Annotated in this window: 21 protein-coding genes; 15 read left to right on the plus strand and 6 right to left on the minus strand. The window is 67.8% G+C overall.

Features of this window, described 5'->3' with window-relative positions; translation table 11 throughout:
• Window positions 1–160 precede the first annotated feature (160 nt).
• From KXV01_RS14710 to tkt, 9 genes are all read left to right on the plus strand, one after another.
• Window positions 161–1,186: a MoxR family ATPase gene (locus KXV01_RS14710; protein ID WP_100478695.1), complete on the plus strand. Its 1,026-nt coding sequence runs from the start codon at window positions 161–163 to the stop codon at window positions 1,184–1,186.
• Window positions 1,187–1,194: 8 nt separating this feature from the next.
• Complete coding sequence (locus KXV01_RS14715) at window positions 1,195–2,124, plus strand: DUF58 domain-containing protein (RefSeq protein WP_263467890.1); 930 nt, start codon at window positions 1,195–1,197, stop codon at window positions 2,122–2,124.
• Entirely contained in the window at window positions 2,121–2,570 is a 450-nt protein-coding gene (locus KXV01_RS14720) for a DUF4381 family protein (protein ID WP_049411369.1), read from the plus strand. Before KXV01_RS14715 ends, KXV01_RS14720 begins: the two co-directional genes overlap by 4 nt.
• Window positions 2,567–3,571 carry a VWA domain-containing protein gene (locus tag KXV01_RS14725; RefSeq protein WP_049438325.1) on the plus strand — a complete coding sequence of 335 codons (1,005 nt, stop codon included), beginning with the start codon at window positions 2,567–2,569 and terminating at the stop codon, window positions 3,569–3,571. The genes KXV01_RS14720 and KXV01_RS14725 overlap by 4 nt, the downstream gene beginning before the upstream one ends.
• The gene (locus KXV01_RS14730; protein ID WP_263467891.1) at window positions 3,568–5,406 is read left to right on the plus strand and encodes a VWA domain-containing protein; all 1,839 of its coding nucleotides are present in this window, start codon (window positions 3,568–3,570) and stop codon (window positions 5,404–5,406) included. The genes KXV01_RS14725 and KXV01_RS14730 overlap by 4 nt, the downstream gene beginning before the upstream one ends.
• Window positions 5,403–7,118, plus strand: a complete 1,716-nt coding sequence (locus KXV01_RS14735) for a BatD family protein (RefSeq protein ID WP_111096785.1) — start codon at window positions 5,403–5,405, stop codon at window positions 7,116–7,118. Before KXV01_RS14730 ends, KXV01_RS14735 begins: the two co-directional genes overlap by 4 nt.
• A 57-nt stretch (window positions 7,119–7,175) precedes the next feature.
• Window positions 7,176–8,495 (plus strand): dicarboxylate/amino acid:cation symporter, encoded by a 1,320-nt coding sequence (locus KXV01_RS14740; protein ID WP_005418900.1) that lies wholly within the window; start codon window positions 7,176–7,178, stop codon window positions 8,493–8,495.
• 77 nt (window positions 8,496–8,572) lie between these two features.
• A complete protein-coding gene (locus KXV01_RS14745; protein ID WP_238378513.1) occupies window positions 8,573–8,995 on the plus strand; it encodes a hypothetical protein in 423 nt (140 codons plus the stop codon).
• Window positions 8,996–9,121: 126 nt separating this feature from the next.
• On the plus strand, window positions 9,122–11,119 hold the full coding sequence (gene tkt, locus KXV01_RS14750; protein WP_263467892.1) for a transketolase: 1,998 nt from the start codon (window positions 9,122–9,124) through the stop codon (window positions 11,117–11,119).
• Window positions 11,120–11,234: 115 nt separating this feature from the next.
• Here tkt and KXV01_RS14755 read toward each other — a convergent pair whose 3' ends face one another.
• The 3 genes from KXV01_RS14755 to KXV01_RS14765 form a co-directional block, all read right to left on the minus strand.
• Window positions 11,235–11,783, minus strand: a complete 549-nt coding sequence (locus tag KXV01_RS14755; RefSeq protein ID WP_099494634.1) for an NADAR family protein — start codon at window positions 11,781–11,783, stop codon at window positions 11,235–11,237.
• Window positions 11,784–11,869: 86 nt separating this feature from the next.
• Complete coding sequence (locus KXV01_RS14760) at window positions 11,870–13,822, minus strand: acetyl-CoA hydrolase/transferase C-terminal domain-containing protein (RefSeq protein WP_099486095.1); 1,953 nt, start codon at window positions 13,820–13,822, stop codon at window positions 11,870–11,872.
• A 34-nt stretch (window positions 13,823–13,856) separates the two neighbouring features.
• Window positions 13,857–14,414, minus strand: a complete 558-nt coding sequence (locus KXV01_RS14765; protein ID WP_049410618.1) for a flavin reductase family protein — start codon at window positions 14,412–14,414, stop codon at window positions 13,857–13,859.
• Between the two features lie 118 nt (window positions 14,415–14,532).
• Between KXV01_RS14765 and KXV01_RS14770 the strand changes: the two genes are divergently transcribed.
• The 3 genes from KXV01_RS14770 to KXV01_RS14780 are packed head-to-tail and all read left to right on the plus strand — an operon-like array spanning window position 14,533 to window position 16,692.
• Window positions 14,533–14,898: a BlaI/MecI/CopY family transcriptional regulator gene (locus KXV01_RS14770; protein ID WP_049410615.1), complete on the plus strand. Its 366-nt coding sequence runs from the start codon at window positions 14,533–14,535 to the stop codon at window positions 14,896–14,898.
• Complete coding sequence (locus KXV01_RS14775) at window positions 14,891–16,132, plus strand: TonB family protein (RefSeq protein WP_263467893.1); 1,242 nt, start codon at window positions 14,891–14,893, stop codon at window positions 16,130–16,132. Before KXV01_RS14770 ends, KXV01_RS14775 begins: the two co-directional genes overlap by 8 nt.
• The gene (locus KXV01_RS14780) at window positions 16,129–16,692 is read left to right on the plus strand and encodes a hypothetical protein (protein WP_099486091.1); all 564 of its coding nucleotides are present in this window, start codon (window positions 16,129–16,131) and stop codon (window positions 16,690–16,692) included. The genes KXV01_RS14775 and KXV01_RS14780 overlap by 4 nt, the downstream gene beginning before the upstream one ends.
• Before the next feature lie 66 nt (window positions 16,693–16,758).
• On the opposite strand, the gene KXV01_RS14785 is transcribed toward KXV01_RS14780, so the two are convergent.
• The 3 genes from KXV01_RS14785 to KXV01_RS14795 form a co-directional block, all read right to left on the minus strand.
• On the minus strand, window positions 16,759–17,559 hold the full coding sequence (locus KXV01_RS14785) for an MBL fold metallo-hydrolase (protein WP_099486089.1): 801 nt from the start codon (window positions 17,557–17,559) through the stop codon (window positions 16,759–16,761).
• 11 nt (window positions 17,560–17,570) lie between these two features.
• Window positions 17,571–18,389: a S1/P1 nuclease gene (locus tag KXV01_RS14790; protein WP_111096781.1), complete on the minus strand. Its 819-nt coding sequence runs from the start codon at window positions 18,387–18,389 to the stop codon at window positions 17,571–17,573.
• Window positions 18,390–18,859: 470 nt separating this feature from the next.
• Window positions 18,860–19,489: an OmpW family outer membrane protein gene (locus tag KXV01_RS14795; protein WP_111096780.1), complete on the minus strand. Its 630-nt coding sequence runs from the start codon at window positions 19,487–19,489 to the stop codon at window positions 18,860–18,862.
• Between the two features lie 193 nt (window positions 19,490–19,682).
• Between KXV01_RS14795 and gap the strand changes: the two genes are divergently transcribed.
• The 3 genes from gap to KXV01_RS14810 all read left to right on the plus strand — a co-directional run bounded on the left by gap (window position 19,683) and on the right by KXV01_RS14810 (window position 24,855).
• Window positions 19,683–20,687 carry a type I glyceraldehyde-3-phosphate dehydrogenase gene (gene gap / locus KXV01_RS14800; protein WP_049410592.1) on the plus strand — a complete coding sequence of 335 codons (1,005 nt, stop codon included), beginning with the start codon at window positions 19,683–19,685 and terminating at the stop codon, window positions 20,685–20,687.
• Window positions 20,688–20,812: 125 nt separating this feature from the next.
• On the plus strand, window positions 20,813–23,482 hold the full coding sequence (locus tag KXV01_RS14805) for a DUF2339 domain-containing protein (RefSeq protein WP_111096779.1): 2,670 nt from the start codon (window positions 20,813–20,815) through the stop codon (window positions 23,480–23,482).
• Window positions 23,479–24,855: a DUF3999 domain-containing protein gene (locus KXV01_RS14810; RefSeq protein ID WP_049410587.1), complete on the plus strand. Its 1,377-nt coding sequence runs from the start codon at window positions 23,479–23,481 to the stop codon at window positions 24,853–24,855. The genes KXV01_RS14805 and KXV01_RS14810 overlap by 4 nt, the downstream gene beginning before the upstream one ends.
• Window positions 24,856–25,178: the final 323 nt, after the last annotated feature.

A 25,178-nucleotide genomic window follows, 5' to 3' on the forward strand; every position in this document is an offset into this window, starting at 1 on the left:
AGTCTTCGAAGAAGGGCCGCCCTGTGCGGCCCTTCCTCGTTTTCGCCAGTAGATCCACGCCGTGCGCGGATGCGCCGTTCAGCCGTTCTTGATGCCAATCGCAAGGCACCCTGCGATGATGTCGGGAACCCGTGCCGTCCTGCGCCGGTCAAAGGCCCCCATGAACCTGCCACCGCCGATGCCCGAAACCATCTCGCCGCCGCCCGCGCCGGCCATCTCTCGCCTGCATGCGGCATTCACCGGACTGCGCGACGCGCTGTCGGCCGAGATCGTCGGCCAGGCGGCACTGGTCGAACGCCTGCTGATCGCGCTGCTGGCCGACGGCCATCTGCTGGTGGAGGGGGCACCGGGCCTGGCCAAGACCACGGCGATCCGTGCGCTGGCTTCGCGCCTGGAAGCGGACTTTGCCCGCGTGCAGTTCACCCCCGACCTGCTGCCGGCCGACCTCACCGGCACCGAGATCTGGCGCCCGCAGGAAGGCCGGTTCGAGTTCGTGCCTGGCCCGATCTTCCACCCGATCCTGCTCGCCGACGAGATCAACCGCGCGCCGGCCAAGGTGCAGTCGGCACTGCTGGAAGCCATGGGCGAGCGCCAGGTCACGGTTGGCCGCCATACCTATGCGCTGCCGCCGCTGTTCCTGGTGATGGCCACGCAGAATCCGATCGAACAGGAAGGCACGTTCCCGCTGCCGGAAGCGCAGCTGGACCGCTTCCTGATGCATGTGCGCATCGGCTACCCGGACCAGGCCGCCGAATCGGAGATCCTGCGGCTGGCCCGTGAGCGTGCCCGTGGTGCATTGGGCGAGGCCGCGCCGGCGCCGGACAAGATGCCGATGCAGGACGTGTTCGATGCCCGCCGTGAAGTGCTGGACCTGCACATGGCACCGGCCTTGGAGCGCTACCTGATCGAGCTGGTGCTGGCGTCGCGTGACCCCTCGCGCTACGACGCCGGCCTGGGCCGCCGCATCGCCTGGGGGGCAAGCCCGCGCGGCTCCATCGCACTGGAGCGCTGTGCCCGTGCGCGCGCCTGGCTGGCCGGTCGTGATTTCGTCACGCCCGACGACGTGCGTGTGGTCGCCGCCGACGTGCTGCGCCATCGCGTGCTGCCCAGCTATGAAGCCACCGCCGAGGGCTGGGATGGCGAGCGGCTGGTGCAGGAGCTGCTGGCCCGGGTGCCGGCACCCTGAGCCTGCGCATGACCGATCCATCCCTGGAACAGGCACCGTCTGCGCTCGGAGGTGACGGCCTGCGCCCGCAGCTGGCCGAACTGGTCGCGCTGCGCCGGCTGGCACAGCGTCCGCCGCCGCCGCGCCGTGGCCGCACCGGCAACGCCGGCCAGGCGCCATCCCCGCTGCGCGGCCGCGGCATGGAGTACGCCGAGTCGCGCGACTATGTGGCCGGCGACGACGCGCGCCACATCGATTGGCGCGTGACCGCGCGCACTGGTCGCGCCCATACCAAGTTGTTCCAGGCCGAGCGCGAGCGGATCAGCCTGATCGTGGCCGATACGTCGCCGGCGCTGTACTTCGGTACCCGCGTGCGCTTCAAATCGGTGCAGGCTGCGCGCGCCGGTGCTGTTGCCGCGTGGTCGGCGCAGCGCCGTGGCGACCGCGTGGGCGCGCTGCGTGGCAGCGACCGCGAAGCGCCGATCGCCCCCGCGGGTGGGCCACGCGGCGTGCTGCGCGTGCTCGACGCGCTGACCCGCTGGTACGCACAGCCGCCGGCCGATGATCTGGGCCTGGAGCGCGCGCTGGATCATGCCGGCCGCGTGCTGCGCCCAGGCGCGCGCATGCTGGTGCTGGCCGATCCGCAGCAGGCCATCCGCATTCCGCCCGCGCGCTGGAGCGCGCTGGCCCAGCATCACGACCTCAGCCTGGTGCTGCTGGTCGATCCGCTGGAACTGCAGCCCCCCTCGGCGGCGCTGCAGTTCCAGACCGCACAGCAGCGCATCGGCCTCGACCTGCGCCGCAGCGACGTGCAGGCGCACTGGCAGGCACACTTCGTCGAGCCGCTGCAGGAGCTGCGGCGCCAGCTCGGCGCACGCCGTGTCGACGTACAGGTGCTTTCCACCGATGCGCCCAGCGACGCCTGGCTGGCGCCGTCACCGAACGAGGTACCGGCGTGAGCGCCGCGCTGCCGCTGCGCGATGTGCAGTTGCCACCGGCACCTTCCTGGTGGCCGCCGGCCCCCGGTTACCTGATGATCGGCGCGGCGGTCGTGCTGGTGCTGCTGGTGATCGCCGTACTGATGTGGCGGCGTCGCCGCCGTCGCCAGCGCTGGTTGCAGCTGTTCGATCAGGAACTGGCAACCGCTCCCGACGCTGCGGCTGAGCTGGCGGCCATCGCCGGACTGCTGCGCCGTGCCGCACGCCATGCACGGCCGGGCAGCGAATCGCTGCGTGATGACGCCTGGTGGCAACGCCTCGACCCGCAGCGCACGTTGGCCGATGACCACCGCAGCCTGTTGGCCGAAGGCGCCTATCGCCCGCGCGTCGACAACCGCGACGTGGCGGCCGTACGCAGCTGGGCCCGCGAACGCTACCTGGCGATGCTGCTGGAGCGCCGCCGATGAACCTGCTGGCAAGTTACTGGCCATGGCCGGACCTGCAACTGGCGTGGCCGCTGGCCCTGCTGGTCCTCCCGATGCCGCTGCTGATGCGCTGGTGGAAGCGCCGTGCAGCGCCGGGTGCTGCACTACGCGTCCCCTACGCTGCCGCCGAGCTGGAAGCGCTGTCCGGTGGTGGCCGCGTCGACGTGTCGTGGCTGCGCACGCTGTTGCTTTGGCTGGGGTGGTGTGCACTGTGCATCGCGCTGGCGCGACCGCAGCAGCTGGGCGAAGCCATCACGCCTCCGCAGCAGGGGCGGCAGATGATGCTGGCGATGGACGTGTCCGGCAGCATGGGCGAGGGCGACATGGTGCTGGGCGGCCAGGCGGTCGATCGCCTGACCGCAGCCAAGGCCGTGCTTGCCGACTTCCTTGATCGTCGTGCGGGTGACCGCGTCGGCCTGCTGATCTTCGGCGACCGCGCCTACACACTCACGCCGCTGACTGCGGATCTGGCCAGCGTGCGCGACCAGCTGCGCGACAGTGTGGTCGGCCTGGCCGGGCGCGAGACCGCCATCGGTGATGCCATCGGCCTGGCGGTGAAGCGCCTGCGCAGCCAGCCGGAGGGGCAGCGCGTGCTGATCCTGCTGACCGATGGTGTCAGCAATGCCGGTGTGCTGGAGCCGCTGCGTGCGGCGGAAGTCGCGCGCGCCGAGGGCGTGCGCATCCACACGGTCGCATTTGGCGGCGATGGCAGCATGCGCTTGTTTGGTATCCCAATTTCCACCGACCAGGATCCGGTCGATGAGGCCACCCTGAAGAAGATCGCCAGCATGACCGGTGGCCAGTTCTTCCGCGCGCGTGACACCGCGCAGCTGGCCGGGATCTACGCCGAGCTCGATCGCCTGGAGCCGGTCGCCGCGAAGGGGCCGAGCCTGCGTCCGCGCGAAGAACGCTATGCCTGGCCGTTGGGGCTGGCGTTGCTGCTGGGCGTGCTGGCCTGGCTGTGGCCGGAGCGTCGCCGATGATCGCGTTTGCTTCGAATCTCCCCGATTGGAGCGCATTGCACTTCCTGCGACCGGAGTGGTTGTGGGCGCTGCTGGCGCTTCCCCTCATCCTCTCGCTGTCGCTGTACCGGCAGCGACGCAGTGATGCGTGGCGGCAGGCGGTGGACGCACACCTGTTGCCACATCTGCTGGCCGCGGGTGCGGAGCGTCGCGTGCGCCTGCCATGGGCGCTGCTGCTGGGCTGGACACTGGCATCGCTGGCGATGGCCGGGCCGAGCTGGCGGCAGCAGGCGCAGCCGATGTTCCAGGCCAGCGCACCGCTGCTGGTGGTACTGGACCTGTCCAGCCGGATCAGTGCAACCGATCTGCCACCGTCGCGCCTGCTGCAGGCGCGCGCGAAAGTGGGCGAGCTGCTGCGCGCCCGCCAGGGCGGGCAGGTGGGCCTGGTGGTGTATGCCGATGATGCCTACACGGTGGCGCCGCTGACTGATGACGGCAGCAATGTTGCGCTGTATCTGGATGCGCTGTCGCCGGACGTGATGCCACGCGATGGCCAGCGTGCCGACCGCGGCATCGACTGGGCAACACGGCTGATGCGGCAGATCGGTGCGCTGCAGGGGCAGATCCTGCTGGTCAGCGACCAGGCGGATGGTGAAGCTGCACTGGCGGCAGCGCAGGCGCACAGCCTGGGCCTGCAGGTGTCGGTGCTGGGCCTGGGCACGCCTGCCGGTGCGGCCTACCGCGATGGCAGCGGACAGATCCGCCAGGCCGCCCTGGACGAGAGCAGCCTGCGCGCAGTCGCCACTGCCGGTGGCGGCCGCTATGCACGCATCTCCGCCGATGACAGCGATCTGCGTGCGCTCGGTGTACTCGACGCGCGCAAAGGCACGGCGGCGCAGCGGCCGGGCGAAGGCAAGCAGTGGCGTGACGAAGGCTTCTGGTTGCTGCCGCCGGTGATGCTGCTGGCATTGCTGGCCTTCCGTCGTCGTGCGGTGCTGGCAGCGGTGCTTGCGGTCGGCATGATGCCGTGGATGAATGACGCACAGGCGCAGGTGCCTGCGACGCACGCTTCGCCGGCCGCGCAGGGCACGCTGTGGAAGCGTGGCGACCAGGTGCAGCATCAGCGCCTGGCCGAGGGGGTTCAGGCGTACCGCAACGGCGACTTCGCCACTGCACGCAAACAGTTCGAAGGCATCGACAACGATGCCGGTTGGTACAACCTGGGCAACACGCTGGCACGCGAAGGCAACTATGACGAAGCGATCGCCGCCTACGACCGCGCGCTGGCGTTGCATCCCGGCATGGCCGATGCGGTCGCCAACCGTGCCGTGGTCGATGCCGCACGCAAGCGCAGGCAGTCGGGTGGCAAAGGCCAGGATCAGCAGAAGCCACCGCAGAATGGGCAGCAGAAGCAGCAGAACGATTCCCCGGGGCAGCAGAACCCGCAGGGCCAGAAGCCGCAGCAGGGCCAGCAGAATCCCGGCCAGGGCCAGCCGCAGTCGGGCCAGCAGGGGCAGCCCAGGGCGGGTGACGACAATAACCCGTCGAGCCCGCAGCCCGGCGAGCGCGGCCGCGATGGCCAGCAGGCACCACCGCAGGTAGAGGATGCCAAGGCGCAGGCGCAGGCCGACGAACAGCAACGCCAGCGCATGCAGCAGGCGATGCAGCAGGCACGCGAGGGCGAGGCCGGCAAGGACGGCAGACCCGTACCGGGTGGTGAGGGCCGCACGCCGCGCGAGCGCGAGGAGCAACAGGCGGTGGAGGCGTGGATGCGGCGTGTGCCGGATGATCCGGGCGCGTTGCTGCGGGCCAAGTTCCAGCTGGAAAACGAACGCAGGAAGAGGGAAGGGCGATGACGCGGGCGATCAACATGCACGGGCGCTGGTCACTGCCGGTACTGGCGGCACTGTTGCTGTGGCTGCCGCTGCTGGCCTGGGCGCAGCCGCGCGCCTGGCTGGATCGCGACCGCATCGCGATGGGTGATACGGTCACCCTCAATGTCGAGAGCGATCAGGGCGCTCCCGACTTCACGCCATTGCGCACCGACTTCGACCTGAGCGGCCAGACCAGCAGCCGCCAGGTGGAATGGAGCAATGGCAGCATGCAGCAGCGCAACCTGTATGGGGTGGCGCTGACGCCGCGACGTAGTGGTGCGCTGGTGGTACCGGGCCTGCAGGTGGGCAGTGTGCGAACCGCGCCGCTGACGCTGCAGGTCGATGCGGCCGCCGTGGCCGGGCCGGACAGCAATGCGATGGCCTTCATCGAAACCGTCGTCGATGACGATACGCCGTATGTGCAGCAGAGCGTGGGCGTGGTGGTGCGCTTGTATTTCGCCTCGCAGCTGGCCTCTGGCGAACTGGTGCTGGACACCCCGGCGGGCGCGTCGTTGCAGCGCGTGGGCGACGATCGCACCGATGTGCGCCAGGTCAACGGGCGCCGCTACAACGTGGTCGAACGGCGTTTCCTGCTGATCCCCGAGCGCAGCGGCGCGTTGCGGCTGTCCGGCGCGCGTTTCAGCGGGCGCAGCGCCGGAGGTTTCTTCGATGACTTCTTCGGCGGCGGCGACGGCCGCATGAATGCCACCGGCGCAGACCGCACGTTGCAGGTGCAGGCACAGCCGGCACTGGCGCCGCAGCCGTGGTTGCCCCTGCAGAGCCTGCAGCTGCGCTACACCAGCGCGCCCACCCGTGCCCATACCGGCGAGGCAGCCAACGTGGTGGTCGAAGCGGTTGCCGAAGGCGCAACCCGAGCACAGTTCACCGACCTGCCGGTCCCCGATGTCGGTAACGCCGCGCAGGTGTTCGCCGAACCGGCACAGTACGAAGAGACCTTCAACGGCAGCACGCCACGCCTGAAGATCACCCGCCGCTATTCGATCGTGCCGCGCCAGCCGGGTTCGCTGGTGGTGCCGGGACCACGCCTGCCCTGGTGGGATGTGCGCAACGGCAAGGCGCAGGAGGCGAAGCTGCCGGACCTGACGCTGGCCGTTGCGGCCGGTACCGGCGCCGCCACTGCCTCGCCGGCAGCGCTGCCACCGATCGACACCGCTGCCGCGCTGCCCGGCAGTGATGGACAGGATGCGCGTATCGCCGCGACCGATCCACGCGCCAGCGGCCTGTCCGAGCGACCGTGGCCATGGATGGCGGCAGCCATCGGCCTGGCACTGCTGTGGCTGTTGACCCTGTTGTGGGGCTGGCAGCGAGGCCGACGCCCGCGTGCGGCGGCGCCTGCAGCCGGCAAGCCCTCTGTGACGACCGTGGTGAGCGGGCGTGCCGGCCTGGCCGAACTGCGCCGCGCGCTGGATGGTGAGGGTTTCGATCAGGTGGAGGCGCGTCTGTGTGCGATGGCGGGCGTGGAGCGCATCGAGCAGGTGATCGCCCGGCTGGATGACCCGGCCCAACGCCAGGTGTTGCTGGACCTGCAGCAGGCGCGCTGGGGCGGGCAGGGCGAACTGGCCCCGTTGCGCACGCGCCTGCGTGAGGTCTTCCGTGACGGACCGCACTGGTCGGCGGCTACGGGTGCCGCAGAAACTGGCCTGGCGCCGCTTTATCCGCCACGGCGAACCTGAACCGGCGCCGCTTGCGCGCTTTGTTAGAGTGCATTCATTTTTCGAGGAAACCCGCGTATGACAGCAGCTGCTGCCGACAAGAAGAAGTTGCCCCTGCATTGGAAGATGGGCATCGGCTTTGCGATCGGCCTGGTCCTGGGACTGATCGTGCACGCCCTGGGCGGCAGCGTCGATGGTCTGCAGGCCGGTGCAAAGTGGGTCATGGACTACGTCACCACCCCGGCGTCGGGCCTGTTCCTCAACCTGATCTTCATGCTGATCGTGCCGCTGATCTTCTCGGCGCTGATCATGGGCGTGTCGGAGATGGGCGACATCCGCGCCCTGGGCCGCATCGGCTGGAAGACCCTGGCCTATACCGTGCTGCTGTCCGGCATTGCCGTGGGCATCGGCCTGGTGCTGGTCAACCTGCTCAAGCCGGGCGCCGGCGTGGATCCGCAGGTCGCCGCGATGATGCTGTCGGAGAACGCCGAGCGCAGCAAGGAAATCGTCGCTGGCATCCATGGCACGCCGAAGGGCATGGACATGCTGCTGTCGATCGTGCCGAGCAATGTGCTGCAGGCCGCGTCGGACAACGGCGCGATCCTGTCGCTGATGTTCTTCGCGCTGATGTTCGGCATCGGCATGGTGCTGACCGACAATGAGAAGGTCGCCCCGTTGCGCCGCGCCATCGAAGGCGTGTTCGAAATCTCGATGACCCTGATCAACCTGGTCATCCGGCTGGCCCCGTACGCAGTGGCCTGCTTCATGTTCAACCTGGCCGCGCTGTTCGGCTTCGAGCTGATCATCCGCCTTGGCGCGTACGTGGGCGTGGTGGTGCTGGCACTCGGCCTGCACATGGTGGTGACCTACGGTACTGCCGTATGGCTGTCCGGCCGCTCGCCGCTGTCGTTCTTCCGCGATACCCAGGAAGCGACGGTGATGGCGTTCTCCACCGCCTCCAGCAACGCGACCCTGCCGACCGCGCTGCGCGTGGCGGACCAGATGGGCCTGCCGCAGCGCGTGTCGCGCTTCGTGCTGACCGTGGGCGCCACCGCCAACCAGAACGGCACCGCGCTGTTCGAGGGCGTGACGGTGATCTTCCTGGCCCAGTTCTTTGGCGTGGACCTAAGCATTGGCCAGCAGATCATGGTGATGGCGGTCTGCATCCTCGGCGGCATCGGCACGGCGGGCGTGCCGTCGGGCTCGCTGCCGGTGGTGGCGATGATCTGCGCGATGGTCGGTGTGAACCCGCTGGGCATCGGCCTGATCCTGGGCGTGAACCACTTCCTGGACATGTGCCGCACCGCACTGAATGTGACCGGCGACCTGGCCCTGACCACGTTGGTGGCCAAGGGCGAGTCCCATGACGGACCGGCGCTGGGCACGCCCCTCGATTGAACGCGCCCTGAATGCCATGGATACTATCCCGACGCATGGAAGGCGTCGGGATTGGCGCCGTGCGAAAGGGAGCAGAAATGAGGATTTCGTACGTGATGGTCGCCGCCCTGGGCCTGCTGGCTTTCGACGCCAGTGCCCAGAAGGCCTGTGAAACCAACTACACCAAGACCGGCAGCTTCTTCTCCGGGCGCACCTTCACCACCTGGGACGTGGTACCCACCGTTACCCCGGCCGACGCTCTCAAGCGTATCCAGATCGAGGGCGTGAAGTCGGGCCTGAAGGTAGCCAGCGTGGACAAGGACCTGGGCATGCTGACCCTGGAACAGAACGTCCAGTTCAATGGTGGCCAGACCACCCTGCCGTGGAACGTGCTGGTTGAAGCCGAGGGCAAGGGTTCCAAGATCACCGTGACCAAGACCACCCCGGCCACCTACGCCACTGGCGAGGACTTCCAGAAGAAGTCGATGTGTGGCGTGATCGAGGCCGCCGCGCCCAAGTAAGGGGTTGGCGGGACCAGATCCCTTTCACTGGCAAGGGATCTGGTCCTACGCCTGAACCCGGCCCCGGGTCTGTGGGACAATAGGCCGCCCGCACGTCCGCGGCCGCCTCCCGATTCCGACAGAACCATGACGCAGCCTACCCGTCGCCAGTTGGCCAACGCCATCCGCTTCCTCGCCGCCGATGCGGTTGAAACCGCAAAGTCCGGCCACCCCGGCATGCCCATGGGCATGGCCGACATCGCCGAAGTCCTCTGGAACGACTACCTCCGCCATAACCCGAGCAACCCGCACTGGTTCAACCGCGACCGTTTCGTGCTGTCCAACGGCCACGGTTCGATGCTGCAGTACGCGCTGCTGCACCTGAGCGGTTACGACCTGCCGATCGAGCAGCTCAAGCTGTTCCGCCAGCTGGGCAGCCACACCGCAGGCCATCCGGAGCGTCATGAGACCCCGGGCGTGGAAACCACCACCGGTCCGCTGGGCCAGGGTTTCGCCAATGCCGTGGGCTTCGCCCTGGCCGAGAAGCTGCTGGCACAGCGCTTCAACCGCCCGGAGCTGGAAGTGGTCGACCACCGCACCTGGGTGTTCATGGGTGATGGCTGCCTGATGGAAGGCGTGTCGCACGAAGCCGCCTCGCTGGCCGGCACCTGGGGCCTGCACAAGCTGGTCTGCTTCTGGGACAACAACCACATCTCCATCGACGGCAACGTCGAGGGCTGGTTCACCGACAACACCCCGGAACGTTTCGAGGCCTATGGCTGGAACGTGATCCGCGATGTTGACGGCCACGACCCGGACAGCATCAAGGCCGGCATCGAGGCCGCGCTGTCGCAGAGCGACAAGCCGACCCTGATCTGCTGCCGCACCACCATTGGTTTTGGTTCGCCGAACAAGGCGGGCAAGGAATCCAGCCACGGCGCACCGCTGGGCAAGGACGAGCTGGAAGCCACCCGCAAGCAGCTGGGCTGGGAATACGGCCCGTTCGAGATCCCGCAGGCGATCTACGACGGCTGGCGCGCCAATGGCGCCGGCACCCTGCGCCAGGCCGAGTGGGAACAGCTGTTCGACAAGTACGCCAGCCAGTATCCGGCGGAGGCGGCTGAGCTGACCCGCCGCTCGCACGGCGAGCTGCCGGCCGACTTCGTTGCCAAGGCCGATGCCTACATCGCCCAGGTGGCCGCTGAGGGCCCGACGATCGCCTCGCGCAAGGCCTCGCAGCTGGCCATCGAAGCCTACGCCCCGCTGCTGCCGGAAATCGTCGGCGGCTCGGCCGACCTGGCGCACTCCAACCTGACCCTGTGGAAGGGCAGCACGTCGGTTGCCAGCGACGACGCCAACGCCAACTACGTGTATTACGGCGTGCGCGAGTTCGGCATGACCGCCATCGCCAACGGCCTGGCCCTGCACGGTGGCTTCATTCCGTTCGACGCCACCTTCCTGGTGTTCAGTGATTACGCCCGCAACGGCGTGCGCATGAGCGCGCTGATTCCGGCCCACGCCATCCACGTCTACACCCACGACTCGATCGGCCTGGGCGAAGACGGCCCGACCCACCAGCCGGTGGAGCACCTGGCCTCGCTGCGCTATATCCCGAACAACGACGTGTGGCGCCCGTGCGATGCGGTCGAGTCGGCCGTGAGCTGGAAGGCGGCGATCACCCGTCAGGACGGCCCGAGCTGCCTGGTGTTCAGCCGCCAGAACCTGCCGCACCAGCCGCGCAGCGCCGAGCAGATCGCCCAGATCGAGCGCGGCGGTTACGTGCTGGCCGATGCCGCCGGTACCCCGGACGTGATCCTGATCGCCACGGGCTCGGAAGTCTCGCTGGCCACCGAAGCCAAGGCCCAGCTGGACGCGGCCGGTATCAAGACCCGCGTGGTCTCGATGCCGTCCACCGACGTGTTCCTGCGCCAGGATGCGGCCTACCGTGAATCGGTGCTGCCGAATGCGGTGCGCAAGCGCGTGGCCGTGGAAGCTGGCGTCACCGGTTTCTGGCGCCAGTTTGTGGGCCTGGACGGCGCCGTGATCGGTATCGACACCTTTGGTGCCTCGGCCCCGGCCGACCAGCTGTACAAGCACTTCGGCATCACCACGGCGCACGTGGTGGAAGCTGCCAAGGCGCTGTAAGCAGCGACATGGAGTGATGAAGGAAAGGCCGGCGCAAGCCGGCCTTTCCCTTTTTCTGTGGGGCGAAACGAATCGGCCGCCGTGCCAGTGGATCCACGCCATGCGTGGATGAGCGTTACATCGCGTCGCGCACGTCCATCAGCGCAAACCCCAGCAGGTTCAATCCGCGCCATTGCGCCGGGTTGTGCGCGTCGGCGTGATCCTTGGCCAGGCCGATGCCCCAGATGAAATCCACCGGGCTGGCTTCGACCAGCACCCAGCCTGCGGTCGCGCGCAGGAACGCTCCCAGTTCCGGGTTCTGCGCGAACTTGGCCTTGTTGCCTTCCACCACCAGGTCGTAGCGGGACTGCGTCCAGCGCGCTTCATCGAAGCCCTCGATCTGGCGGCCGAAAGCCTTGGCCTTGTCCGGCGTAGTGCTGGCGATGATCATCTCAAGCAGTTCGGTGGCGCCGAACAGACGTGCCTTTCCGGCCATCATGTAGTGCTCGGCAGTGCGGTAGTGCACGCCATCGATCTCGAAGCCGGCGTCATACCACTGGCTGAAACAGGACGCGGAAACCCCGCTACGCGGCGGTTGGTGGCCCCAGAAGCAGAGGTAACGCAGGTCTTCGCCTGCAGCCTGGCGCTGCTGCAGGTCACGCAGGAAACGGGAGTCGTCTTTCATCGCTACAGGATACCGCGTCAAAAAAGGGGACGGAGGGGATTAAGTCGTTTGTGCACAAACGACTTAATCCCCTCCGTCCCCTTTTTTCAGGCGGTGCGTGCCAACGCCAGGCGCAGCAGTCGCGCGTCCAGGCGTTCGGCGACATCTTTCGGTGCCTGCAGGCCCATGCGCTGCAGGTAGACGGCATCGCCGTCGCCGGCCGGTTGCCGCAGCGCTGCCCAGACGGTGCGCAGCTTGTCGCTGCGGGTCTGCGTGTTGGCCTTCAGCCAGGCCAGCGCTTTGACCAGCACCTGTTCGATCTCGTTGAAATCGCTGCCCAGCGGGTAGTCCGGCAGGCTGCCATCGGCGCGGAATGGTGCCAGTGCCGCCGCCAGCGCCTGTGGCGTGTTGCGCTGCTGGCGCTCCGGATCCGGTTGCGTGGCCGCCAGCAGCTTGCGCGAGGCCTGTGCCTGCTGCAGCAGATCGCCCTGGAACGGCGCTTCGGTAATTGCGGTCATCGCATGCACGCAGTCTTCGTCGGTCAAGCCGCGCAGATCGGCGATGCCGTACTCGTTGAGGTAGATGTCACGCAGGTGGCGAGGGATGGTGGTGTGGCCGTAGTTCCAGCGCACGTTCGATTCCCGACGGCCCTTGTCATCGCGTGCGGCACGGAACATCAGCACGCTGCGCGCTTCCGGCAGGGCATGTGCCATCGCCACGAAGTTGTACTGGCCGCCCACGCCGGACACCACGCGTCCATCGTCCAGCGCATCCGATACCGCCGCGCCGAGCGCGGTAGCCATCATGCAGGAATTGAAGAAGCGCGCATGGCGGCGCTGCAGGCGCTCCAGTGCCTCGTTACCGCCATACAACTGGTTGATCTCGCTGATGCGGCGCATGCCGATCGCACGGCATTCGTCTTCCGGCAGCGTGCGCAGCCACTCGTAGAACTCCGGCGAGCCCAGGTAGAACGCGCCGTGCAGGTACTCGCCTTCTGCGGCGAGGGTGGCGTGGTCGATCGACAGCGTGCTGCCGTTCTCGATGCGCTGCATCAGCGCCAGGTCGTCGTGCACCTTGCGCCTGATCACCCCGGTCTGTACCAGGCGGCGGAAGCCCTCATTGAGCATCTCGCTGCAGCCGTACAGGCCCACCTCGAACGGATCCACACCGCCGATTTCCTGCACGAGCGGGTGGCTGGCCAGCTGCGGATCAAGTGCATGCAGCACGCGGCGGTAGCGTGCGTTGTCGGTGTGGCGCAGCACCAGCGCATGGCTGAGGGCATCGGCCAGCGTGCCGATGCCGATCTGCAGGGTCCCGCCGTCGCGTACCAGGGTGCTGGCATACAGGCCGATGGCGTAGTCGGCATCGCCGACCGGCTGCCGCGGCAGCCCGAACAGCGCCGGGTACGGTGGCGGTGGGGTGATCACCAGATCGAAGAACGACACATCGACCGTAGCCGAGCCGGCCAGGTAGGGCAGCTGCGGATCGATCTCGGCGATCAGCAACGGACGCGGCAGGCCGCGCGCGGTCATCGCATCGAGCGTGTCCTGGGTGATGTCGTTGTTGCACGACAGCGAAAGCCGACGGTCATTCGGCCGCATCGCCACCTTCTGCACGATCACCTGCGGTGCGCGCTGAGCGACCGCATCGGCGGCGTGGGTGTAGTTCAGGCTGGTATAGCTGGATTGCGCCTGCCGCGAACCGAGCAGGGCGCCGGACTGCATGTAGAACTCTTCCACCTGCACGTGCGCTGGCAACGCGTCGCGCGCGATCGCATCGGCATAGGCCAGGCGCGGGAAATCGTCGCCGAAGTGGCGCTGCGCGAACGGCGCCAGGAAGCGTGCCTCCAGGCCGTTGCCACGCGCCTTCGGCGGGTTCAACGACAGCGCGGTATACAGCTGCAGCGGCCGTGAGGGATCGTGCTCGACGCGCGCATACAGGGCGTTGAGCAGTCGATGCGGCTTGCCCAGTGCCAGCGGTGCCCCGATCCGCAGCGGCCCGTCCACGCGCGCAAACAGCCAGTCGACGGCGGCGTCCAGGTCGGTGAGGTGTTCGGTCATGCGCGGCGGTCCTGCGTGTGGGGGAGTGCGGGCATTACAGCATGTCGGGCTTGAACCGCCGTCGACGCGAGACTTCTGCGCCGGACACCATGAACTGCCCATCGCCGCGGTAATGCACCGTGCGCGGCAGTTTCGGCCGGGGCGCAACATGGGCGCGCACGATCTCCCAGATGAACAGATTGCTCGACGCCACCTGGCTGTCGTCGTACAAGCGGCATTCGAAGCACGAATGGCATTGCCCCACCAGCGGCGCGCCGACCTCGCGCGCGGGCAGGGCATCGAGCCGGAAACGGGCGAACTTGTCGACCTCACGGCCGCTGCAGTTGCCGATGTCCACCACGGTATCGAGCAGTTCCACGCCGGGCACGTTGATCACGCACTCGCCACTGCCGACGGCCAGTGCATGGCTGTGGTTTTCATTCCACAGGTAGGTGGCGACCAGCGACGGCGAGAAGCCCATCACCATGTGCCAGCCCATCGTCATCAGGTTGCGCCGGCCACCCCAGGCGGTGCTGACCAGCACGATCGGGCCGGGTTCGAGGAAGCGGCGAGCCTGCTCGACCGGGAATTCCTTCTTGGGAAGCGCTTTCATCCGAAGCCTCGACCGGGAGGGCTCGATGCTGGCGCACAGCCGATGAATCCGGAGTCGAGGGGCTTGACAGGAGATTCGATTACGCGCGTAATCAGACCATCGATTACGGATGTAAATCATGAGCCCGATCAGCGAAGCCGAAGCCGTTGTGATGGAGGTGCTGTGGCAGCAGGCACCGCGTAGCGCCGATGACGTGGTGGCCGCGCTGGCCCACCGCGACTGGGCCGAGCCGACCATCAAGACCCTGCTCAACCGCCTGCTGACCAAGGGCGCGATCGCCGCCGAGCGCGATGGCCGGCGCTATCTGTACCGGCCGCTGCTGCAGCGCCAGGCGTGGGTGGAGGCGCAGAGCCAGGACTTCATCGGCCGTGTCTTCGAAGGGCGCGTGGCGCCGCTGGTGGCGCACTTCAGCGAACGCGGCCAGCTGAGCGCACAGGACATCGCCGAACTGAAGAAGCTGATCCAGGAGCTGGATCATGACTGAGCTGCTCGGTGGACTGTGGCAGGCAAGCGTGTGGCTGGCCATGGGGGTGATCCTGCTGGCCGTGCTGCGTCCGCTGCTGATGTGGATGGGGGGCGCTGGGCTGGCCTATCGCAGCTGGTGGTTGTTGCCGATGCTGCTGGTGACCTTGCTGCTGCCATTGCCGCAGGCTGCGCTGTTGCAGCACGTGCCGACAGTGCCGCTGAAAGTCGAGCCAGGGGTGGTGAACGAACTGGCAGGGCCGTCGCTGCCATGGGCACCGCTGTTGCTGCTGGCCTGGGCGCTGGGCATGGGCATCTGCCTGCTGCGCGACCTGCGCGCACAGCGTCGTTTCGAACGGCGCATGGGCCCGCTGAAGCCGCGCGCCGATGGCAGCTGGCAGGCCAGTGGTGACCCAGGCCTGCCAGCACTGGTTGGCCTGTGGCGGCCGCGAATCGTGGTTGGCCCGGACTTCGATCAACAGTTCAGCGCACAGGAACAGGGGCTGATCCTGCAGCACGAGCGCAGCCATCACCGTCATGGCGATCACTGGGCCAACGGTGCGCTGCTGCTGGTGCGCGCGGTGTTCTGGTTCCACCCGCTTCAGCCGTGGGCCGCGGGCCGCTTCCTGCGCGACCAGGAACTGGCCTGCGACGCCCGCACCATGGCCCCGCAGCCGGCGCTGCGCGGCCTCTACGCCAGCACGCTGCTGAAGGCGCAGCTGGTCCACCCGGTTGCGCCCGCGGTCTGCCATTGGCGCAGCCAACCCGTGTTGAAGGAGCGTATCGCCATGTTGAAGCAGTCCAAGCGGAAGGCATTGCCGTGGGTGTCCGGGCAGGTGCTGGTGGTCGGGTTGTGTGTGGGCATGGGGGCGGTGGCATGGGCCAGCCAGGGCGGCGCGGCCGGGAGCCCGGGGATCGGTGTCGAGCCGTTCGAGCACGCTGAGGAAGATGCGGCCAAGGCTGGGCTGGACCGTCCGATCCAGGTCGACAGGATGCCACCGCCGTCCTATCCAAAATCCGCGTTCGAGCAGCGCCAGGTAGGCGTGGTGAACCTGCGCGTGGAGGTGGATGCGCAGGGGCGTCCCAGCGATGTCCGCGTGCTCAGTGCCACCAATCCGGGCGTGTTCGACGCGGTGTCGATCGCTGCGGCACGCAGTTGGACCTATCGGCCGGCGATGAAGAACGGTAAGCCGGTTGCAGCGGCGGTGAAGATTCCGATCACGTTCGCCATGGACAACACCGAGGACACCCAATGAAGTCCATGCCGCTGATCATGGCGGCAGCGCTGCTGGTGGGGTGTGCGAGCCAGGACCGCCTGACCACGGCGGATACCCGCAGCGAAAATGTCGGCCATCAGCGCCTGCAGCCGCAGGCGGGCAGCGGCGGTGGACAGTCGCAGGCGTATTCGCTGGGTGCGACCGAAGGCTACCGGATGCCGCAGTTGTACGCGGCACCGGACCCGGAGGTCGGTGATCGCGACCCGCGCGCGGAACTGGCGCCGACCACGATCTGCCTGCAGGTGGTGGTTGATGCCAATGGCGCCGTGGAGCGAAGCCTGCCATTGACCGATCGTCCGGAGTGCGCGGCAGGTGCTGCGGGCGAGAATGCGCCCCTGATCGAGGCTGCGCAGGAGGCCGTGGCGATGTGGAAGTACGCGTCCGCAGCGGTCTGCCACTTCGCCGCTGGCGAGGTACCCGCTGACCGCGGTGACTGCCGGGGCGCCGAGCGCGTCGAGCCGGTGGCGGTCACCCTGCAGTACGCCTTCACCTTCGAGATCGTGAAGGGCCAGCACGTGGTGCGTACGCAGGGAAAATGAACGTTCGTGGCCCGTGATGTAAACCGGGAACGCCGGGTTCTGCCCCGGCGCGCGCAGACACGAGCGTCAGGCTCCGCCCTGGATGTTGGCCTTCACCGCCGGCTGCATCAGCTTCGGTTCTTCCAGCGTGGCATCGCGGGCCTGGCGCACGCTGACGAACTCCGCCTCGGCCACGCCGTCGTGCACGTGGATGTTGTGCGCGCGCTGTTCGCCGATGGTGGTTTCGTTGGCGAAGTCACGGCCGCCCGGGCCGTAGTCGTGGCAGACGAACACGCGGGTGGCATCGGGCAGGGCCAGCAGGCGCTGGATTGAGCGGTACAGCTGTGCAGCGTCACCGCCCGGGAAGTCGCAGCGGGCGGTGCCGCCGTCGGGCATGAACAGCGAGTCGCCGGTGAACAGCGCATCGCCGATCAGGTAGGCGATGCTGTCGCTGGTGTGGCCGGGCACGGCGATCACCTGTCCTTGCAGCTCGCCAATGGCAAAGGTTTCGCCGTCGCTGAACAGGTGATCGAAGATCTCATCGGCGGCCGGAAGCTGCAGGCCATAGCGCGGCGCGAACGTGGCCTGCACTGCGCGGATGCCTTCACCGATGGCCAGCGTGGCCTGCGGGAAGCGCTGCTTGAGCCGGCGCCCGGCCGACACATGGTCCGCATGGGCATGGGTTTCCAGCAGCCAGCGCAGCTGCAGGCCCTCCCGTTCGATGGCCTGCAATGCCGCACGCAGCGGTGATTCGCTGCTGGCGTCGGTGTCCGGGTCGTAGTCCAGGACCGGGTCGATCAGCGCCGCCTCACCGCTGGCCGGGTCGCTGACCAGGTAGCTGAAGGTATTGCTGTCACGGTGGAAGAACGACTGCACCTGGACCGGCATCGGAACTCTCCTCAGCGCGTGCCGAGCACGCGGTTCAGCAACTGCGCCAGGTACTCACCGGCCAGTCGCAGCTGCGCTTCGGCCAGCGGCCGGTAGCGCTCGGTGTATTCGTCACCGATTTTATGCGACGCCGGATAAACGCCAGCTTGTATGGAGATGCGGCAGCTGGCTTCGGCCCAGGCCTGCGGGTCGCGCTGCGGGTTGGACTGGCGCGCCAGCTTTGGCGCGCGCTGGCCCTGCAGCACCGGCAGGTAGCCGGCATCGTCCAGCTTGCGGGTGTTGAGCATGCCGCTGTCCCACAGCGAGTGCAGGTTGGTACCGCGGTTGCCGAACTGCAGCTGGAAATCGTTGCCGCCCTTGTCGTGAGCGTAACCGGCATGCATCGGCTGGTGGATGTCGCCGACCAGATGCACGACGAACTTCAGTGCCTGCAGGCGCTCGCCATCGGTCAGGCTGCGGTCGCCCAGGATGGCGCTCTGTGCCTTCAGGGCCTCGACAATGCAGTTGCCGTTCCTGCAGTGCTTCGGTGCTTCGTAGTGGCAGCCGTCTTCGGCGATGTTGACGTAGTGCCAGCCGGCCGAACGGCGGCCCAGGCCGGGGTCCTTGGCGCGCAGCTGGTCGGCCCACGGCGCGATGCTTGCCAGGGTGGCGTCCGCTTCGGTGGCCAGCAGGCGGTCCACTTCGGCGCGGGCGGCGGGGTTGAGGCGGGCGTCGGCGACTTCGGCAACCAGGCGGTGGCCTTGCGCGCCCCAGGCATGGGCGGGGGCGGAGACGGACAGCAGGGCCGGCGCCAGGGCGGCGGCGAGGAACAGGGAGTGCAGGGCTTTCATGCACACATTCTAGCGGGGGGAGATGGATTGGAGAGCGGCGCGTTCCTGTCTGCTTAGGGCTGCCTGCCCCTGCAGCCCCCATCCAACATGGCCGCGAAGGCGGATGCAAACGTCAAAGGCAACATCAAAAACAAATGCAGGATCAAAATCGGCCTCCTGCAATTACAGGCAATCATTGCGCCTCGGATGCACGGGTTCTGCTCTTGCCTTTGCTTGAGCTGGCACGCGCGCGCAGATAGGAAGGGTGGAGCGGGTGGGCTGATCGGGACCGTTCGCCGCATGGATGCGGCGATCGAGCCTACAGGGACGTATTTACGGCGTGTCCCGATCAGCCCACCCGCTCCACCCAATTGCAGAAGCCGGTGCTTTTCGCGCAACAAAAAAGCCCCGGCAATCACCGGGGCAACATGCTGCGAGGGTTTTGCGTGCGCGGGGGAGCGGGGGCGACGCCCCCGCGTGCAACACACCGCTTAGAACTTGAAGACGTACGAAGCGCCGTAGACCAGCGGATCGATGTTGACGGTGCCGATCTTCTCGCCGTTCAACTTCACCTTGCTGTCGATGTCGATCCAGCGCATGTCCACGCGCAGCGCGCCCTTCTCGCCGATCGCGAAGTCGATGCCCGCATGCGCGGCCAGGCCCCACGAATCCTGCAGCTTCAGCTTGCTGCCGGCCAATGCACCGGTGGTGTCTTCGCTGAAGAAGGTGGTGTAGTTCACGCCCGCACCGACGAACGGCGACACCTTGCCCTTGCTGTTGAAGTGGTACTGCAGGGTCACCACCGGCGGCAGCTGCTTGGTGCTGCCGACGCGGCCCAGGCCGTTGATGTTGATGTCGTGCTTGAACGGCAGCGCGGCCAGCACTTCGATGCCCAGGTTGTCAGCGATGAAGTACTCGCCGGTGATGGTCGGCTTGATGTCGTTGTCGACGTCGACCTTCAGGGTGCCGCCGGCCAGCCAGCCGTTGTTCGACTTCGGTGCCACCTGGTGCACGCCGGCCGAAACGGTCCAGTCGCCCTTGGACTGGGCCATGGCCGGGGCGGCGGCGAGGGACAGGGCGGCGGCCAGGCTGGCCACGATCAGGGGGGAGGTCTTGCGCATGGGGGGTGTTCTCGTTGCTGGGTGGATGGCGACAGTCTCGGCCTCACGCCGCGCTAACGCTTTGATCCGGATCAAATCCTGTCCGTGGGCCGGCCGGGGGGCCCGGCTGGCCCACGGTGGCCAGCGGCGGTTTGCTAGACTTGTGGGCCCTATCCATCCCGCCGCACCTGTCGCGGCCGCAGGAGCTTGAGAAATGGCAATCAAGGTTGGTATCAACGGTTTCGGTCGCATCGGGCGTAACGTCCTGCGCTCGGCGGTGCTGAACTTCGGCGACGACATCGAAATCGTGGCCATCAACGATCTGCTGGAGCCGGATTACCTGGCCTACATGCTCAAGTACGACTCCGTGCACGGCCGCTTCAAGGCCGATGTGGCGGTGCAGGGCAACGACCTGCTGGTCAACGGCAAGAAGATCCGCCTGACCCAGGAACGCGACCCGGCCAACCTGAAGTGGGACGAAGTCGGCGCCGACGTGGTGCTGGAAGCCACCGGCCTGTTCCTGACCAAGGAAACCGCACAGAAGCACATCGATGCCGGCGCCAGGAAGGTCATCATGTCGGCCCCGTCGAAGGACGACACGCCGATGTTCGTGTACGGCGTGAACGACAAGACCTACGCCGGCGAGGCGATCATCTCCAACGCGTCGTGCACCACCAACTGTCTGGCTCCGCTGGCCAAGGTCATCAACGACAAGTGGGGCATCAAGCGCGGCCTGATGACCACCGTGCATGCGGCCACCGCCACCCAGAAGACCGTCGATGGCCCGTCCAACAAGGACTGGCGCGGCGGCCGTGGCATCCTGGAGAACATCATTCCGTCGTCCACCGGTGCGGCCAAGGCCGTCGGCGTGGTCATCCCGGAACTGAACAAGAAGCTGACCGGCATGAGCTTCCGCGTCCCGACCTCGGATGTGTCGGTGGTCGACCTGACCGTCGAGCTGGAGAAGGAAGCCACCTACGCCGAGATCTGCGCTGAAGTGAAGGCACAGAGCGAAGGCGCGCTGAAGGGCATCCTCGGCTACACCGAAGACAAGGTGGTGGCCACCGATTTCCGCGGCGAAACCTGCACCTCGGTGTTCGACGCCGATGCCGGTATCGCCCTGGACGGCACCTTCGTCAAGCTGGTGACCTGGTACGACAACGAGTGGGGCTACTCCAACAAGTGCCTGGAAATGGCCAAGGTCATCGCCGCCAAGTAAGGCCGGCGTAGATCGAAGACGGACCCCGGCCTGGCCGGGGTTCGTCGTTTATGGGACCCACCCTGTCGTAGCATGGGGCGGTCGACCGCCGCCGCTGGGGCGCGGGATCGCATTGGAAGCACGCAATGGAAGCACTGATAGCCCTGGTCGTACTGGTTCTTCTGGCCATCCCGCTGTTGCTGGTGGTCGCGCTGGTGATGATTGCCGGCCTGCGTCGCCGCGTCGCTGCGCTGGAAAGCGCGATGGCCGCCGCGCCGGCCGCCGTCAGGCCGGCCGCCACCGCACCCGCGCCTGAACGGCCTGTGGCCGCACCTGCTGCCAGCGCCGATCCACCGTTCCTGCGGCCGGCCGCGGCTGCTGCGCCTCAGCCCACGCAGCCACCGGTGCGCGAAGCCACGCCCACCGGGGTGCCTCTCCCCCGTCCTGCTGCGCCACCGCCGGTGCCGCCGGTGCCGGTGCAGCCGCCGTTGCCTTCCGAACCGACACTGCCCAACGTGATCGAGCGTGGCATCGGTGCGGTCAAACGCTGGTTCACCGAAGGCAACGTGCCGGTCAAGATCGGCATGCTGGTGCTGCTGGCCGGTGTCGCTGCGCTGCTGAAGTACGTCAGCGACCAGGGCTGGCTGGTGCTGCCGATCGAACTGCGCCTGGCCGGCATCACCGTGGCTGCGCTGGGCCTGCTGGCCTTCGGTTGGCACCAGCGCGAACGCCGGCGGCTGTTTGCGCTGGCGCTGCAGGGCGGTGCCATCGGCGTACTGCTGCTGACCATCTTCGCGGCGTTCAAGCGCTTCGACCTGATTCCGCCGGCCTTTGCCTTTGCCAGTTCGATCGCACTGGTGGCCGGGCTGTGCGTGCTGGCGGTGGTGCAGAACTCGCGCACGCTGGCCGTGCTGGGCATCCTGGCCGGCTTCATGGCACCGCTGTGGCTGTCCACCGGCAGTGGCAACCACGTGGGGCTGTTCAGCTATTACGCCGTGCTCAACGCGGGCATCTTCGCCATCGCCTGGTTCCGGCCTTGGCGCGCGCTGAACCTGTTGGGTTTCGCCTTCACCTTCGGCATTGGCACCTTCTGGGGCGTGCTGCAGTACGCGCCGGACAAGTTCAGCAGCACCGAGCCGTTCCTGGCGCTGTTCTTCGTGTTCTACCTGCTGATACCGCTGCTGTACGCGCGTCGCCAGCCGGCCGGCCGCCGTGACCTGATCGATGGCAGCCTGGTGTTCGGCACGCCGCTGGTCGCGTTCTCGCTGCAGGCAGGCATGCTGCACGCGCAACCGATGACGCTGGCACTGTGCGCGCTGGGCCTGGCGGCGATCTACGCGGTATTGGCCCGGGCGCTGATCGCACGTGCGTCGTACACCGTGCTGGCGCAGTCGCATGCCGTGCTGGCGGTGGGGTTTGCCACGCTGGCGGTGCCGCTGGCATTGTCGGCGCGCGCCACCGGCGCCGTGTTTGCACTGGAAGGTGCTGGCCTGGCGTGGTTGGGGCTGCGCCAGAAGCGCTGGCTGCCGCAGGTCTCCGGCGCGTTGCTGCAGATCGGCGCCGCATTCGCCTTCGTTGCTGGCGGCGACCACTGGCACGAAGACCTGCGCTTCCTGATCAACCCGACCGCCATTGGCGCGCTGCTGCTGGCCCTGGCCGGCTTCGCGTCGGCGTGGAGCTACCAGCGCAGGCCGCGTCATGAGGTCGCACTGGTGTATTACCTGTGGGGCCTGCTGTGGTGGCTGGGCGGCCTGGTCCATGAGATCACCCGCTTCTTCCCGTACCGCACCGAAGTGGACGCGTTGCTGGTGCTGGCCGCAGTCACTGCCTGGCTGGCGGCCGAAGCGCAGCGTCGCCAGCCGGCGCGTGCGCTGGGCGTTACTGCGCTGGCCATGCTCGCGCTGGGCTTCCCGCTGGCCCTGATGCAGAGCGATGCACACCACCAGCCGTTCGCCGGCCATGGCGCGCTGGCCTGGGCGGTGTTCGCGGTGCTGGGCGTGCGGACCCTGCTGTGCCTGCGCCAGGGCGGCGATACCATGGCCCGCATCGCGCAGTTCCTGTGGTGGCTGCTGTGGCCGTCGCTGCTTTCGCTGCTGGCCTTGTGGGGTGGTGGCGAGGCCGGCCTGGCGCAGGGCTGGACGACCCTGCTGGTGACCTTGCCGTGGCTGCTGATGGCGGGGCTGTCGCTGTGGCGCTGGAACGCATTGCGCTGGCCGCTGGGCACGGCCTTCGACAGCGTGCGCGTCCCGCTGCAGTGCGTGCTGTTCGGCCTGCTGGCGATCGGCTGGCTGTTGGGTCAGCTGCTGCCGGGCGACGCCGCACCGCTGCTGTGGCTGCCGGTGCTGAATCCGGCCGAGATCGGCCAGTGGCTGAGCCTGCTGCTGCTGGCGCGCTGGCTGTACGGCAGTGAGGCACCGCAGGCATTGCTGAACATCCGCATGCCGCTGCTGGCACTGGCGGCCTTCCTCGCGTTGACCAGCCTGGTGCTGCATGGCGTACACCAATGGGGTGGACTGGCGTGGAATGCGTCGATGATGCGCTTCAGCCTGGCGCAGACCAGCCTGACCGTGTTGTGGAGCGTGCTGGGTGTGATTGCCTGGGTGTGGGGTTCGCGTCGCGGCCAGCGTGTGTTGTGGATGGTCGGTGCCGTGCTGATGGGCGTGGTGCTGGCCAAGCTGGTTATTGTCGATCGCCAGCATCTGGGCAACCTGCTGGGCATCGCATCGTTCATCGCCTACGGCCTGCTGTGCACGGTCGTGGGTTATCTGGCACCGGCACCGCCAAGCGCGGCGCCGACCGTGGAGGAAAAGCAATGAGGAAGTGGAGCAGGGCGCTGCTGCCGGCGATGTTCGGCATGCTGGCCGCCGTCGCGGTACAGGCGGCTGATTACCGCACGCAGTATGCCGAGCAATGGCCGCTTACATTGTCCAGTGCGCAGTCCGGTGCCTACCGTATCGTGCTGGAGCCGGCGATCTATCGCCGTGCCGTAACCGCCGATCTCAGCGATCTGCAGGTGTTCAACGCGGCCAGCCAGTTGTTGCCGTCGGCACTGCTGGCGCCGGACCAGCCGCTGGCGCAGTCGCCGGTGCAGCGTGAACTGCCGTGGTTCGTGCTGCCGCCGCTGGCCGATGCACAGCGCAACGACCTGCAGCTGCTGACCGAGCGCGATACCGATGGGCGCGTGCGCCGGGTCGAAGCGCGGGTGGGTGGCGGGGCAGCGGCGAGCGGGCAGGGCGGCTGGCTGATCGACGCCAGCATGCTCGATCAGCAGCCGCTGGCGGCACTGGTGCTGGACTGGACCGACAGCGGCCAGCCGCTGCAGGTGCAGGTGCAGCTGGATGCCAGTGACGACCTGCAGCACTGGCGATCGATTGGCCGCGACGTGCCGCTGGTGGATCTGCAGCGCGCCGGCAAGCGCCTGCTGCAGCGCCGCCTGCAGGTGGACGGCGCTGCACGCTACCTGCGCATCCTGGCGCAGGGCGATTCGCGCCTGCCGACCCTGCGCGGCGTACTGGCGGAACTGCCGCCAGCACCGGCCACGCTGCCCTGGGAGTGGCTGTCGCTGGAGCCGACGTCGACGGGCAAGGGCGAGTACACCTTCGAGATGGATGGCCGGTTCCCGGTGGCGCGTGCCGATGTCGCCAGCACCGATAACAGCCTGGTGCAATGGACGCTGTTCAGCCGCGATGACGAGAGTGCGGAATGGCAACGTCGCAGCGCGCCGTGGATCGCCTACCAGGTGCAACAGGGCACGCAGGGCCAGCGCCAGCAGTCGGCGGCACAGCCGCTGGGCAGCGTGCACCGCGACCGCTACTGGAAGCTGGTGGCGAATCCGGCGGAATCTGCCACCGCGCCGACGCTGCGCCTGGGCTACCAGCCGGAAGTGCTGGTGTTCCTGAGCCAGGGTGCGGCGCCCTACGCACTGGCGGTGGGCAGCGCGACCGCGCGCCGCACGGACGCGCCGATCGGGGTGCTGATCGAGGAACTTCGGCAGCGCAACGATCCATCGTGGCAGCCGACACTGGCGCGACTGGAAGGCAGCCCGGAGCCGCTGGCCGGCGATGCAGCACTGAAGCCGCAGCGCGATTGGAAATCGTGGTTGCTGTGGGCGTTGCTGGGCCTGGGTGTGTTGGTCGTTGGCGGCCTGGCGGTCAGCCTGCTGCGGCAGAAGCCGGCGCCTTCGGCGTAGGTTCCGGCGAACGGCGCAGCCCCTCGTGGGTGGGGTTGGTCGTGCAAAGCAAAAGCAAAAGCCGCGCTTGGCCGGGCGGGGTGGGTTCGTGGGGGACGCCGTGAATCCGTCCATGGAGGCTTGGCAGCCGCATCCATGCGGCTGACTGATCTGGCCCCCTGCCACCCCACAGCACCCCGGCTCACCCTCAGCACCAAGAAGCGCCAGCGCTTTGGCTGTTGCAGTTCGCTGTTGCCGTACGCCTCTGCCTGCCGCAGGCATCGCCACCCGATACAATGGCCGTCTGCCGCAGACCGGCATCCCGTCCCCGAGCCAAAGAGTTG

The organism is Stenotrophomonas sp. Ps181, from assembly GCF_025697425.1.
Taxonomy (GTDB): domain Bacteria; phylum Pseudomonadota; class Gammaproteobacteria; order Xanthomonadales; family Xanthomonadaceae; genus Stenotrophomonas; species Stenotrophomonas sepilia.